The 13,514-nt window shown below is 63.9% G+C and carries 12 protein-coding genes; all 12 read left to right on the top strand.

The window, feature by feature from the left end; genetic code table 11:
• Window positions 1–77 precede the first annotated feature (77 nt).
• The 12 genes from FW760_RS05165 (at window position 78) to trpC (ending at window position 13,481) form a co-directional block, all read left to right on the top strand.
• Complete coding sequence (locus FW760_RS05165; protein ID WP_100634758.1) at window positions 78–2,480, top strand: PAS domain-containing sensor histidine kinase; 2,403 nt, start codon at window positions 78–80, stop codon at window positions 2,478–2,480.
• A 2-nt stretch (window positions 2,481–2,482) separates the two neighbouring features.
• Entirely contained in the window at window positions 2,483–3,112 is a 630-nt protein-coding gene (locus FW760_RS05160) for a response regulator (RefSeq protein WP_043863764.1), read from the top strand.
• Between the two features lie 270 nt (window positions 3,113–3,382).
• Window positions 3,383–4,507 carry an ABC transporter ATP-binding protein gene (locus FW760_RS05155; protein ID WP_043863765.1) on the top strand — a complete coding sequence of 375 codons (1,125 nt, stop codon included), beginning with the start codon at window positions 3,383–3,385 and terminating at the stop codon, window positions 4,505–4,507.
• 40 nt (window positions 4,508–4,547) lie between these two features.
• Window positions 4,548–5,579, top strand: coding sequence for an ABC transporter substrate-binding protein (locus FW760_RS05150; RefSeq protein WP_054915954.1), 1,032 nt, complete (start codon window positions 4,548–4,550; stop codon window positions 5,577–5,579).
• A gap of 65 nt (window positions 5,580–5,644) precedes the next feature.
• On the top strand, window positions 5,645–6,892 hold the full coding sequence (locus tag FW760_RS05145; RefSeq protein WP_043863767.1) for an ABC transporter permease: 1,248 nt from the start codon (window positions 5,645–5,647) through the stop codon (window positions 6,890–6,892).
• A gap of 11 nt (window positions 6,893–6,903) precedes the next feature.
• The gene (locus FW760_RS05140) at window positions 6,904–7,731 is read left to right on the top strand and encodes an ABC transporter permease (protein ID WP_043863768.1); all 828 of its coding nucleotides are present in this window, start codon (window positions 6,904–6,906) and stop codon (window positions 7,729–7,731) included.
• A 160-nt stretch (window positions 7,732–7,891) separates the two neighbouring features.
• A complete protein-coding gene (rpe, locus tag FW760_RS05135) occupies window positions 7,892–8,566 on the top strand; it encodes a ribulose-phosphate 3-epimerase (protein ID WP_043863783.1) in 675 nt (224 codons plus the stop codon).
• A complete protein-coding gene (locus FW760_RS05130; RefSeq protein ID WP_043863769.1) occupies window positions 8,563–9,378 on the top strand; it encodes a phosphoglycolate phosphatase in 816 nt (271 codons plus the stop codon). The genes rpe and FW760_RS05130 overlap by 4 nt, the downstream gene beginning before the upstream one ends.
• A 70-nt stretch (window positions 9,379–9,448) precedes the next feature.
• Window positions 9,449–10,930: an anthranilate synthase component I gene (trpE, locus tag FW760_RS05125; protein WP_116052335.1), complete on the top strand. Its 1,482-nt coding sequence runs from the start codon at window positions 9,449–9,451 to the stop codon at window positions 10,928–10,930.
• A 62-nt stretch (window positions 10,931–10,992) separates the two neighbouring features.
• Entirely contained in the window at window positions 10,993–11,586 is a 594-nt protein-coding gene (locus FW760_RS05120; protein WP_043863771.1) for an aminodeoxychorismate/anthranilate synthase component II, read from the top strand.
• Between the two features lie 12 nt (window positions 11,587–11,598).
• The gene (gene trpD / locus FW760_RS05115) at window positions 11,599–12,648 is read left to right on the top strand and encodes an anthranilate phosphoribosyltransferase (RefSeq protein ID WP_043863772.1); all 1,050 of its coding nucleotides are present in this window, start codon (window positions 11,599–11,601) and stop codon (window positions 12,646–12,648) included.
• On the top strand, window positions 12,645–13,481 hold the full coding sequence (gene trpC, locus FW760_RS05110; RefSeq protein ID WP_054915953.1) for an indole-3-glycerol phosphate synthase TrpC: 837 nt from the start codon (window positions 12,645–12,647) through the stop codon (window positions 13,479–13,481). Before trpD ends, trpC begins: the two co-directional genes overlap by 4 nt.
• Window positions 13,482–13,514 lie beyond the last annotated feature (33 nt).

Genomic DNA, 13,514 nt, shown 5'->3' with positions numbered 1-13,514 from the left:
AGTGATACCGGCAGCCTAATGGTATTTGTCGACGACGGCCATGTTCGATGGCGGTCCCTTCATTGACGAGATTCAAGATGATGCGTTTGCGCTGCCTGTTGTTTATCGGCTGCTTGTGCTGGCCCTTTATGGCGAACGCGGAGCAGGCATCCGTACCGGCTGCGGTACGCCTGGCCCCGGCGCAACAGCAATGGCTCGACCAGCACCGCAGCTTGCGGGTGGGCCTGGTGTTGCAGGCTCCGTTCGCGCAGTTCGACCGGCGCCTGCAGCAGCTGTCGGGTGTCAACGTCGAGCTGATGAACTGGCTGGGCAGGGCATTGGACCTGGACCTGACGTGGCGCAACTTCCCCGACCAGGCCGCGCTCGAGCATGCCCTGGCCGGCGGCGAGATCGACCTGGCGCCAGGGCTGACCCAGACCCCGGCCAGCCTGCGTCGCTGGTTGTTCAGCGACCCCTACATGCGCGTACCGCAGTTGATCGTGGGCCCGCGCAACGGCTCGATGGCAGTGGACCTGGAGCGGCTCGCCGAAAACGAGCGGGTGGCAGTGCGCATGCCCAGTTCACTGGCCGACTATCTGCGCGCGACCTATTCCAACCTGAATCTTCAAGGCGTGCCGGCCGAGCGCCAGGCCTTGCAGCTGTTGCTCAGCGAGCAGGTGCGCTACGCGGTGCTGGATGAAGCGCAGTTGAGCCGGTTGTCGCGCGAGAACGAATTCAGCGATCTGGTGGTGGTGGGCGACATCGGTTTGCCGCAGTTGCTGCGGGTGGGCTCGCGGCGTGACTGGCCGATACTGGCCGACATCATCGAGGTCGGCCTGCAGGCCATCCCGGCCAAGGACCTGGAGCAATTGCACAACCGCTGGCTGCAACCCCGCTACCCGCGCCTGAGCGAGTCACCGGGGTTCTGGCAGAACCTGGCGTTGCTGTTCGCGGCGCTGTTCTTCAGCTGCGTCTTCATCGTGATCTGGCAGCGGCGCCAGCAACAGCAGTTGGAACTCAATCTGCTGGCTGCGCGGGAAAACATCGCCAAGCGCCTGGCCCGCGAAGAGGCGCTGCGCCTGAGCCAGTTCTCCCTCGACCAGAGCACCGTGGGCATCCTGTGGGTGCATTGGGACAGCCATGTGCGCTACGCCAACCGCGCGGTCGAAAACATGCTCGGCTATACCTCGGGGGCGCTGAACGATCGCCCGCTGATCGATATCGAGCCCAACCTGCACATGGACCGCTGGCTGGACCTGTGGAAGCGTGCACGGGCCAGCGACGAGGCGGCGCAGCGCTTCGAGACCCAGTGCCTGCGCGCCGATGGCAGCCTGGTACCGGTGGATGTGTCGTTGAGCTTCTTGCGCTTTCGCGATGCCGAATACCTGGTGGTGTTCATCAATGACGTCACCGAGCGCCGCCGTGCCCTGGCGGCGCTGCGCGAGAGCGAGGCGCGGCTCAAGGGCATTGCCGGCAACGTGCCGGGGCTGGTGTTCCGGCTGGAACGCAACCCGGCGATCGGCGACCTGGAGTTCCCCTATATCAGCGAAGGCAGCGAGGCCCTGGTCGGCTACTCGCCCATCGAACTGCAGCACCCGGACATGGGCTTGCGCAACCTGGTGCACAGCGAAGACCGCGCCGACTATCACCGCGTGCAGGACCAGGCGCTGGCCACCGACCAGGACTGGTCGTGGCAGGGCCGCATCGTCACGCGCCAGGGTGAGCAGCGCTGGGCCGACATCAAGGCCAGTACCCGCAATCTGCGCGACGGCCGCGTGGTGTGGGACGGGGTGGTATGGGACATCAGCCAGAGCAAGCGCGCCGAGCTGGAACTGGCGCGCTCCCAGGAGCAGCTGCGCGAACTGTCGGCGCACCTGGAGAGCGTGCGCGAGGAAGAGAAAGCGCGGATCGCCCGCGAGGTGCATGATGAGCTCGGGCAGATGCTGACCGTGCTCAAGCTGGAAACCTCGATGTGCGAGCTGGCCTATGCCGGGCTGGACCCGGGCCTGAACGAGCGCCTGGGCAGCATGAAGCGTCTGATCGCGCAGCTGTTCCAGCTGGTGCGCGACGTCGCCACGGCCTTGCGCCCGCCGATTCTGGATGCCGGCATTGCCTCGGCCATCGAGTGGCAGGCCCGGCGTTTCGAGGCCCGCACGCAGATCCCGTGCCTGGTCGAGGTACCGGACAACCTGCCGCCGCTCAGCGACGCCAAGGCCACCAGCCTGTTCCGCATTCTGCAGGAGGCCCTCACCAACGTCATGCGCCACGCCCACGCGCATACTGTGCAGATCAACCTGGGCCTGGACGGTGCGATGCTGTGCCTGACCATCAGCGACGACGGCGTGGGTTTCGTGCAGAGTGACCAGCGCCCGACCTCGTTCGGCCTGGTGGGCATGCGCGAGCGCGTGCTCATGCTGGGCGGCAGCATGCGCCTGGACAGCGAACCGGGCGAGGGCACCACGTTGAGCGTACGCATCCCCCTGAACAACGACAGGAGCTGACAGTGATTCGAGTATTGGTTGCCGAAGACCACACCATCGTGCGCGAGGGCATCAAGCAGTTGATCGGCCTGGCCAAGGACATGCAGGTGGTGGGCGAGGCCGGCAATGGCGAGCAGTTGCTCGAAGCCTTGCGCCACACCGAATGCGAGGTGGTGTTGCTGGATATCTCGATGCCGGGGGTGAACGGGCTGGAGGCGATACCGCGAATTCGCGCGTTGAGCGCGCCGCCGGCGATCCTGGTGCTGTCGATGCATGACGAAGCGCAGATGGCGGCGCGGGCGCTGAAGATCGGCGCGGCGGGGTACGCGACCAAGGACAGTGATCCGGCGCTGCTGCTGACCGCGATTCGCCGGGTGGCGGGGGGCGGGCGCTACATCGATCCGGACCTGGCCGACCGCATGGTGTTCGAGGTGGGGCTGACGGATTCGCGCCCCCTGCACTCGATGCTGTCGGAGCGCGAGTTCTCGGTGTTCGAACGGTTGGCCCAGGGGGCGAACGTCAACGACATTGCCCAGCAGCTGGCGCTGAGCAACAAGACCATCAGCACCCACAAGGCGCGCTTGATGCAGAAGCTGAATGTGACTTCGCTGGCGGAGTTGGTGAAGTATGCGATGGAGCACAAGCTGGTGTGAGTGTTCCAAAAACGACATCGGGTTGATCCCTTCGCTGGCAAGCCAGCCGCCACCGGTTCGGCGTGTACCGACAAACCTTGTGGGAGTTGGCTTGCCAGCGAAGGGGGCAGCACGGCTATCAACGTGTCTGAAAACGCCACCCTTGTAGGGCAATCCCTACCCGCAAGTTTCCATCCGGCTGATGGCATTCTCTCAGCACCCCCGATTTGCGCCACCTTCTGCCTTCTCTAGTCTTGGGTCACAGCAGTCATCCAACAAGAAGGTGCAGGTATGAGTGAGGTGAATTCGAACGCTGCAACCGGCGAAGTGCTGGTCAGCTTCCGTGGTGTGCAGAAGAGCTACGACGGCGAGTCGCTGATCGTCAAAGACCTGAATCTGGATATTCGCAAAGGCGAGTTCCTGACCCTGCTCGGCCCCTCGGGCTCGGGCAAGACCACCAGCTTGATGATGCTGGCAGGGTTCGAAACCCCTACCGCCGGCGAGATCCTGCTGGACGGGCGTTCGATCAACAACGTGCCGCCGCACAAGCGCGACATCGGCATGGTGTTCCAGAACTATGCGTTGTTCCCGCACATGACCGTGGCCGAGAACCTGGCCTTCCCGCTGAGCGTGCGCAACCTGAGCAAGACCGACATCAGCGAGCGGGTCAAGCGCGTGCTGAACATGGTGCAGCTCGAAACCTTCGCCCAGCGCTACCCCGGCCAGCTTTCAGGCGGCCAGCAGCAGCGTGTTGCGCTGGCTCGCGCCCTGGTGTTCGAACCGCAACTGGTACTGATGGACGAACCCCTCGGCGCCCTCGACAAGCAGCTGCGCGAACACATGCAGATGGAAATCAAGCACCTGCACCAGCGTCTGGGCGTGACCGTGGTCTACGTGACCCACGACCAGGGCGAAGCGCTGACCATGTCCGACCGCGTGGCCGTGTTCCACCAGGGCGAGATCCAGCAGATCGCCGACCCGCGCACCCTGTATGAAGAGCCGAAGAATACCTTCGTGGCCAACTTCATCGGCGAGAACAACCGTATCAACGGGCGTCTGCTCAGCCAGACCGGCGATCGCTGCCTGGTGGCGCTGCCCCGTGGCGAGAAGGTCGAGGCACTGGCCGTCAACGTCGGCCAGCCGGGCGAGCCGGTCACCCTGTCGATCCGTCCGGAGCGCGTGCGTCTGAACGGTCACAGCGAAAGCTGCGTCAACCGCTTCTCTGGGCGGGTGGCCGAATTCATCTACCTGGGCGACCACGTGCGGGTGCGTCTGGAAGTGTGCGGCAAGGCGGACTTCTTCGTGAAGCAACCCATCGCCGAACTCGACCCGGCCCTGGCCGTGGGCGATGTGGTGCCACTGGGCTGGGAGGTCGAGCACGGTCGCGCACTCGATCCTATTCTGGAAGCCCAGTGAGGATCGCCTCACCCATCCCAGCAACGCGGAGAGAACAATAATGAACAAACACTTGAAGCTGACCGCTCTGACCCTGGGCCTGTTCGCAGCAAGCCAGGCCATCGCCGCCGACCTGACCGTGGTCGCATTCGGGGGGGCCAACAAGGCCGCCCAGGTCAAGGCGTTCTACGAGCCGTGGGAAAAGGCCGGCAACGGCAAGATCATCCCCGCCGACTACAACGGTGAAATGGCCAAGGTCAAGGCCATGGTCGACACCAAGAGCGTGAGCTGGAACCTGGTGGAGGTGGAGTCGCCGGAACTGGCCCGCGGTTGTGACGAAGGCATGTTCGAGCAGCTCGACCCGGCCCTGTTCGGCGATGAGTCCGACTATGTGGCCGGCGCCATCCAGCCGTGTGGCGTGGGCTTCTTCGTGTGGTCGACCGTCATGGCCTACAACGCCGACAAACTCAAGACTGCGCCCACCAGCTGGGCGGATTTCTGGGATACCCAGAAATTCCCGGGCAAGCGCGGCCTGCGCAAGGGTGCCAAGTACACCCTGGAATTCGCGCTGATGGCCGACGGTGTGGCACCTAAAGACGTCTACAAGGTGCTGGGCACCAAGGAAGGCCAGGACCGCGCCTTCAAGAAGCTCGACGCCCTCAAGCCAAACATCCAGTGGTGGGAAGCAGGTGCACAGCCGCCGCAGTACCTGGCCTCGGGCGACGTGGTGATGAGCTCGGCCTACAACGGTCGCATCGCTGCGGTGCAGAAGGAAAGCAACCTGAAGGTGGTATGGAACGGCGGTATCTACGACTTCGATGCCTGGGCCATTCCGAAGGGCGCGAAAAACCTCGAGGACGCCAAGAAGTTCATCGCCTTCTCGATCCAGCCCGAGCAGCAGAAGGTGTTCTCCTCGAACATCGCCTACGGTCCGGCCAACAGCAAGGCCGTGGCGTTGCTGACGGACGAGGTCAAGAAGGACATGCCGACCACGCCGGAGAACATCGCCAATCAGGTGCAGATCGACGTGGTGTTCTGGGCTGACAACAGCGAGCAGCTGGAACAACGCTTCAACGCCTGGGCGGCCAAGTAAGCCGTGCCAATGGGGCGTCGGCATCGTGCTGACGCCTCTTGTTTCCAAGATTTTCGGAGTTCGCTATGGCCATCGCAGTGCCCCTGAACGAAGGCGCAGGTTCCAACCTCAAGAAGCGCCTGGCGCGTGCTGAACGCGTCAACCGCTGGAAGGCAAAAGCATTGATCGCACCGCTGGCAGTGTTTCTGCTGCTGGTTTTCATCGTGCCGATCGCCGCGCTGCTGTACAAGAGCGTCGGCAACCCCGAGGTGGTTGGCGGCTTGCCGCGCACCGTCGCCGCGGTGGCTGAATGGGACGGCAAGAGCCTGCCTGGCGAGGACGTGTACAAGGCCCTCAGCGAAGACCTCGCCGAATCGCGCAAGAACCAGACCCTGGGCGATGTTTCCAAGCGTCTGAACATGGAGCTGGCCGGCTACCGCAGCCTGCTGGCCAAGACTGCCCGGGCCCTGCCGTTCAAGACCGAGCCGCAATCCTACAAGGATGCGTTGCAGGAGCTGGACGAGCGTTGGGGCGACCCGGCCTACTGGCAGGCGATCCGCCGCAACACCAGCAGCGTGACGCCGTTCTACCTGCTGGCCTCGGTGGACCACCGTATCGATGACCTGGGCGAGCTGGCGCCGACCACCCCGGACCAGGCCATCTACCTCGACATCTTTGCCCGCACCCTGTGGATGGGCCTGGTGATCACCGTCATCTGCCTGGCGTTGGCGTACCCGCTGGCCTACCTGCTGGCCAACCTGCCGACCCGGCAGAGCAACCTGCTGATGATCCTGGTGTTGCTGCCGTTCTGGACCTCGATCCTGGTGCGGGTGGCGGCGTGGATCGTGCTGCTCCAGTCCGGGGGGCTGATCAACAGCGGCCTGATGGCGCTGGGGCTGATCGACAAGCCGATGGAACTGGTGTTCAACCGTACCGGCGTGTACATCTCGATGGTCCACATTCTGCTGCCGTTCATGATTTTGCCGATCTACAGCGTGATGAAGGGCATTTCCCCGACCTACATGCGTGCGGCGATCTCCCTGGGTTGCCATCCGTTCGCCAGCTTCTGGCGGGTGTACCTGCCGCAGACCTATGCCGGCGTCGGCGCAGGGTGCCTGCTGGTGTTCATCCTGGCGATCGGCTACTACATCACCCCGGCACTGCTGGGCAGCCCGAACGACCAGATGGTCAGCTACTTTGTCGCCTTCTACACCAACACCAGCATCAACTGGGGCATGGCCACCGCGCTGGGCGGGTTGCTGTTGCTGGCCACCGTGCTGTTGTACCTGATCTATAGCTGGCTGGTTGGCGCAAGCCGCCTGCGTCTGAGCTGAGGAGCGTTGTCATGCTGAGCCCTTACATGTCGCCCGTCGAACGGGTCTGGTACTACAGTTTGCGCATCCTTTGCGGGCTGGTGCTGCTGTTCCTGGTGTTGCCGGTACTGGTGATCATCCCGTTGTCGTTCAACTCGGGGAGCTTCCTGGTGTATCCGCTGCAAGGCTTCTCGCTGCAGTGGTACCAAGACTTCTTCGGTTCGGCCGAGTGGATGCGCGCCCTCAAGAACAGCATCATCGTGGCCCCGGCCGCGACGCTGCTGGCGATGGTGTTCGGCACCCTGGCCTCGATCGGCCTGACCCGTGGCGACTTCCCCGGCAAATCGCTGGTGATGGCCCTGGTGATCTCGCCGATGGTAGTACCGGTGGTGATCATCGGTGTGGCCAGCTACCTGTTCTTCGCCCCGCTGGGCCTGGGCAACAGCTTCACCTCGCTGATTCTGGTGCATGCGGTGCTGGGTGTACCGTTCGTGATCATCACGGTGTCGGCCACCCTGCAAGGCTTCAACCACAACCTGGTACGGGCTGCGGCCAGCCTGGGCGCCTCGCCGGTCACCACGTTCCGCCGGGTGACCCTGCCGCTGATCGCCCCGGGTGTGATCTCGGGGGCCCTGTTCGCCTTCGCGACATCGTTCGACGAGGTGGTGGTGACGCTGTTCCTCGCCGGGCCGGAGCAGGCCACGCTGCCACGCCAGATGTTCAGCGGTATCCGCGAGAACCTGAGCCCGACCATTGCTGCAGCGGCGACCTTGCTGATCGCGTTCTCGGTGGTGCTGTTGCTGACCCTGGAATGGCTGCGCGGGCGTGGCGAGAAGCTGCGTACCCAACAGCCGGGCTGAAACAGATGACCCTTCGCCGGTAGGGCTGGCTCCTGTAGGAGCCGGCCTTGCCGGCGAAGTGGGCACCACCGATCCTGATCCAGGCTTGATGCCAGTCAGCCCCTGACGGTTTGCCTGAGGTACAATGCGCGCCACCGTGATTCTGCCCAACAGGTGCGCCATGCAGCCCTACGCTATTGCCCCCTCCATCCTCTCAGCCGACTTTGCCCGCCTGGGCGAAGAAGTCGACAAGGTGCTCGAAGCCGGCGCCGACATCGTCCACTTCGACGTGATGGACAACCACTACGTTCCCAACCTTACCATCGGTCCGATGGTGTGCAGCGCCCTGCGCAAGTACGGCGTGACCGCGCCGATCGACGCACACCTGATGGTCACCCCGGTGGACCGCATCATCGGCGACTTCATCGAAGCCGGCGCCACCTACATCACCTTCCACCCCGACGCCACCCTGCACGTCGATCGCTCGCTGCAGCTGATCCGTGACGGCGGCTGCAAGGCGGGCCTTGTGTTCAACCCGGCTGCCTCGCTGGATGCGCTCAAGTACGTGATGGACAAGGTCGACATGATCCTGCTCATGAGCGTCAACCCGGGCTTTGGCGGCCAGAAGTTCATTCCGGCCACCCTCGACAAGCTGCGCGAAGCCCGCGCGCTGATCGATGCCAGCGGGCGTGATATCCGCCTGGAGATCGACGGTGGGGTCAACGTCAACAATATCCGGGAAATCGCCGCTGCTGGCGCCGACACCTTCGTGGCCGGCTCGGCGATCTTCAATGCCCCGGACTACAAAGAGGTGATCGCCAGGATGCACGCCGAACTGGCCCTGGCCCGCCCATGAGCGGCTTCGAGCAGCTGTTCCCCGGGGGCCTGCCCAAGCTGGTGATGTTCGACCTGGATGGCACCCTGATCGATTCGGTGCCGGACCTGGCGGCCGCCGTGGATCACATGCTGCTCGAAATGGGGCGCCAGCCCGCCGGTGTCGCCGCCGTGCGCGAATGGGTCGGTAATGGCGTGCAGGTGCTGGTGCGCCGCGCCCTGGCCGGCAGCATCGAGCATGCCGGGGTGGACGACGATGAGGCCGCGCGCGGGCTCGAGCTGTTCATGCAGGCCTATGCCGACAACCATGAATTGACGGTGGTCTACCCCGGCGTGCGTGACACCCTCAAGTGGCTGCACAAGCAGGGCGTGGAAATGGCCCTGATCACCAACAAGCCGGAGCGCTTCGTCGCTCCCTTGCTGGACCAGATGAAGATCGGGCGATACTTTCGCTGGATCATCGGCGGCGACACCCTGCCGCAGAAGAAACCCGACCCCGCCGCATTGCTGTTCGTGATGCAGATGGCTAACGTGGCGCCGGCCCAGGCGCTGTTCGTGGGCGACTCGCGCAGTGATGTGCTGGCGTCCCGGGCGGCAGGGGTGCAATGCGTGGCGCTCAGCTACGGCTACAACCATGGCCGCCCGATCAGCGAGGAGTCGCCCGCGCTGGTGATCGATGACCTGCGCGCGCTGCTGCCTGGTTGCTTAGATTCGGCCACTGAGCTAATGTCGGACGATCAATCCCCCCCTGATAGAGATTCCATCGTGGTGGCACCCGGCAAACTCTGGATGAAAGTCATCAAGGCCCTGGCCCGTTGGCGTTGGCGCGCCTGACTTTTTTCTGGCCGGCCTGATCCGGCGCGTTTGCCTGTACGACTTATTGCCCCATTGCCACGAGGCTATCATGACCCGCGAAGAATTCCTGCGCCTGGCCACTGCCGGCTACAACCGCATTCCCCTGGCCTGCGAAACCCTGGCCGACTTCGACACGCCGCTGTCGATCTACCTGAAACTGGCCGACCAGCCCAACTCCTACCTGCTCGAATCGGTGCAGGGCGGCGAGAAGTGGGGGCGTTATTCGATCATCGGCCTGCCATGTCGCACCGTGTTGCGCGTGCATGACCATCAGGTGCGCATCACCCATGACGGTGTCGAGATCGAACAGCATGAAGTCGAAGACCCGCTGGCCTTCGTCGAGACGTTCAAGGAACGCTACAACGTACCGACCATCGACGGCCTGCCGCGCTTCAACGGTGGCCTGGTGGGGTATTTCGGCTACGACTGCGTGCGCTATGTAGAGAAGCGCCTGGGCAAGTGCCCTAATCCCGATCCGCTGGGCGTGCCGGACATCCTGCTGATGGTGTCGGACGCCGTGGTGGTGTTCGACAACCTGGCCGGCAAGATGCACGCCATCGTGCTGGCCGACCCCGCTCAGGACAACGCCTACGAAAATGGCCTGGCGCGTCTTGAAGAACTGCTCGAACAACTGCGCCAGCCGATCGCCCCGCGTCGCGGCCTGGCCCTGGGCGGCCCTCTGGCTGCTGAGCCGGAGTTTCGTTCAAGCTTCACCCAGGCCGACTACGAACGCGCCGTCGATACCGTCAAGGAGTACATCCTGGCCGGCGACTGCATGCAGGTGGTGCCCTCGCAGCGCATGTCCATCGACTTCAAGGCCGCGCCCATCGACCTGTACCGCGCGTTGCGCTGCTTCAACCCCACGCCGTACATGTACTTCTTCAACTTCGGCGACTTCCATGTGGTGGGCAGCTCGCCGGAAGTGCTGGTGCGGGTCGAAGACAACCTGGTCACCGTGCGCCCGATCGCCGGCACCCGGCCGCGTGGTGCCAACGAGGAGGCCGACCGAGCGCTGGAGCAGGACCTGCTGTCGGACGCCAAGGAGATCGCCGAGCACCTGATGCTGATCGACCTGGGCCGCAACGACACCGGTCGCGTTTCCGAAACCGGCTCGGTCAAGGTCACCGAGAAGATGGTGATCGAGCGTTACTCCAACGTGATGCACATCGTGTCCAACGTCACCGGCCAGCTCAAGCAGGGCCTGAGCGCGATGGACGCGCTGCGCGCCATTCTGCCCGCCGGTACCCTGTCGGGGGCGCCGAAGATCCGCGCCATGGAAATCATCGACGAGCTGGAGCCGGTCAAGCGTGGCGTGTACGGCGGCGCCGTCGGCTACCTGGCCTGGAACGGCAACATGGACACCGCCATTGCCATCCGCACCGCCGTGATCAAGGACGGTGAGCTGCATGTGCAGGCTGGTGGCGGCATCGTCGCCGACTCGGTGCCGGCGCTGGAGTGGGAAGAAACCATCAACAAGCGTCGGGCGATGTTCCGCGCGGTAGCCTTGGCTGAACAGACACCGCTCAGCTGAGAAGGGCGCCGCTGCGGCGCAACACAGAATTCAGAGTCGCCAGACTCAAGAGGTTGACCCAGATGTTACTGATGATCGACAACTACGACTCCTTCACCTACAACGTCGTGCAGTACTTCGGCGAGCTGGGTGCAGAGGTCAAGGTCATTCGCAATGACGAACTGACCATCGCCCAGATCGAGGCACTGCAACCCGAGCGCATTGTGGTGTCTCCTGGCCCGTGCACCCCGACCGAGGCCGGTGTATCGCTCCAAGCCATCCTGCACTTTGCCGGCAAGCTGCCGATCCTGGGCGTGTGCCTGGGCCACCAGTCCATCGGCCAGGCCTTTGGCGGTGATGTGGTACGGGCGCGCCAGGTGATGCACGGCAAGACCAGCCCCGTGTCGCACATCGACCAGGGTGTGTTCGCAGGCTTGAACAACCCGTTGACGGTGACCCGCTACCATTCCCTGGTGGTCAAGCGCGAAACGCTGCCCGAGTGCCTGGAAGTGACTGCCTGGACCACCCTGGACGACGGCTCGGTCGACGAGATCATGGGCCTGCGTCACAAGACACTGAACATCGAAGGGGTGCAGTTCCACCCCGAGTCGATCCTCACCGAGCAGGGCCACGAGCTGTTCGCCAACTTCCTCAAGCAGACCGGCGGCCGCCGCTAAGGATTTGACACCATGGATATCAAGAGCGCGCTGGGCCGCATCGTCGGTCACCTGGACCTGAGCACCGAGGAAATGCGCGATGTGATGCGCGAGATCATGACTGGCCAGTGCAGCGAGGCGCAGATCGGCGCCTTCATGATGGGCATGCGCATGAAGAGCGAAAGCATCGACGAGATCGTCGGTGCGGTATCGGTAATGCGCGAGCTGGCCGACCAGGTACAACTGCAGACCCTGGACCAGGTGGTCGATGTGGTCGGTACCGGTGGCGACGGCGCCAATATCTTCAACGTTTCCACCGCCTCGGCATTTGTCGTGGCCGCTGCCGGCTGCACCGTGGCCAAGCACGGCAACCGTGCGGTATCGGGCAAGAGCGGCAGCGCCGACCTGCTCGAGGCCGCCGGTATCTACCTGAACCTGACGCCGGTGCAGGTCGCGCGTTGCATCGACAGCGTCGGTATCGGCTTCATGTTCGCCCAGACCCACCACAAGGCGATGAAATATGCCGCCGCCCCGCGTCGTGACCTGGGGCTGCGCACGCTGTTCAACATGCTCGGCCCGCTTACGAATCCGGCCGGGGTCAGGCACCAGGTGGTCGGCGTGTTCACCCAGGCATTGTGCCGGCCGCTGGCCGAGGTGCTGCAACGCCTGGGCAGCAAGCATGTGCTGGTGGTGCACTCCAAGGACGGCCTGGACGAATTCAGCCTGGCCGCGCCGACCTTCGTTGCGGAACTGAAGAACGGCGAAATCACCGAGTACTGGGTAGAGCCCGAAGACCTGGGCATGAAGAGCCAGAGCCTGCACGGCCTGGCGGTAGACAGCCCGGCCGCGTCGCTGGAGTTGATTCGCGATGCCCTGGGGCGCCGCAAGACCGAAAACGGTCAGAAGGCGGCAGAAATGATCGTGCTCAATGCCGGCGCTGCGCTGTATGCCGCCGACCATGCCATGAGCCTCAAGCAAGGCGTCGAGCTGGCCCATGATGCACTGCACACCGGGCTGGCGCGAGAAAAGCTCGAAGAGCTGGGCGCCTTTACCGCGGTATTCAAGCAGGAGAATGAAGAGTGAGCGTACCGACGGTTCTGGAAAACATCCTGGCGCGCAAGGTTCAGGAAGTGGCCGAGCGCAGTGCCCGCGTCAGCCTGGCTGAACTCGAGCGCCTGGCGGCCGTCGCCGATGCGCCGCGCGGGTTCGCCAATGCGCTGATCGAGCAGGCAAAGCGCAAGCAGCCGGCAGTGATCGCCGAGATCAAGAAGGCATCGCCGAGCAAGGGCGTGATTCGCGAAGACTTCGTGCCGGCCGACATTGCCGTCAGTTATGAAAAGGGCGGGGCCACCTGCCTGTCGGTGCTTACCGATATCGATTACTTCCAGGGCGCCGATGCATACCTGCAGCAGGCGCGCGCCGCGTGCACGTTGCCGGTGATCCGCAAGGACTTCATGATCGATCCTTATCAGATCGTCGAGGCCCGTGCGCTGGGTGCCGATTGCGTGCTGCTGATCGTCTCGGCGCTGGATGACGTGAAGATGGCCGAGCTGGCGGCCACGGCGAAGAGCGTAGGGCTGGATGTATTGGTCGAAGTGCACGACGGCGACGAGCTGGAGCGTGCGCTGAAAACCCTGGATACACCGCTGGTGGGCGTGAACAACCGCAACCTGCACACCTTCGAGGTGAGCCTGGAAACCACCCTCGACCTGCTGCCGCGCATCCCGCGTGATCGCCTGGCAATCACCGAAAGTGGCATTTTCAATCGGGCAGACGTCGAGCTGATGGAGATCAACGAGGTCTACTCGTTCCTGGTGGGCGAAGCGTTCATGCGTGCCGAGCACCCGGGGTTGGAACTGCAGCGCCTGTTCTTCCCCGAGCGCGTGGTGCACAACCCGGCGCAAGGCCTGGACTGATCCACACTGAAGCCGGCGTTGCCGGCTTTTTTG

This window comes from Pseudomonas sp. 1176_21 (genome assembly GCF_052850635.1).
Note: the sequence above shows the minus strand (reverse complement) of the source record. Positions and strands in the feature narration are given on the sequence as shown.

What these genes read in the sequence shown, in the direction of transcription:
- FW760_RS05165 (WP_100634758.1), top strand. Translation starts at nt 78, where the DNA reads ATGATGCGTTTGCGCTGCCTGTTGTTTATCGGCTGCTTGTGCTGGCCC.
- FW760_RS05155 (WP_043863765.1), top strand. Translation starts at nt 3,383, where the DNA reads ATGAGTGAGGTGAATTCGAACGCTGCAACCGGCGAAGTGCTGGTCAGC.
- FW760_RS05150 (WP_054915954.1), top strand. Translation starts at nt 4,548, where the DNA reads ATGAACAAACACTTGAAGCTGACCGCTCTGACCCTGGGCCTGTTCGCA.
- FW760_RS05145 (WP_043863767.1), top strand. Translation starts at nt 5,645, where the DNA reads ATGGCCATCGCAGTGCCCCTGAACGAAGGCGCAGGTTCCAACCTCAAG.
- FW760_RS05140 (WP_043863768.1), top strand. Translation starts at nt 6,904, where the DNA reads ATGCTGAGCCCTTACATGTCGCCCGTCGAACGGGTCTGGTACTACAGT.
- rpe (WP_043863783.1), top strand. Translation starts at nt 7,892, where the DNA reads ATGCAGCCCTACGCTATTGCCCCCTCCATCCTCTCAGCCGACTTTGCC.
- FW760_RS05130 (WP_043863769.1), top strand. Translation starts at nt 8,563, where the DNA reads ATGAGCGGCTTCGAGCAGCTGTTCCCCGGGGGCCTGCCCAAGCTGGTG.
- trpE (WP_116052335.1), top strand. Translation starts at nt 9,449, where the DNA reads ATGACCCGCGAAGAATTCCTGCGCCTGGCCACTGCCGGCTACAACCGC.
- FW760_RS05120 (WP_043863771.1), top strand. Translation starts at nt 10,993, where the DNA reads ATGTTACTGATGATCGACAACTACGACTCCTTCACCTACAACGTCGTG.
- trpD (WP_043863772.1), top strand. Translation starts at nt 11,599, where the DNA reads ATGGATATCAAGAGCGCGCTGGGCCGCATCGTCGGTCACCTGGACCTG.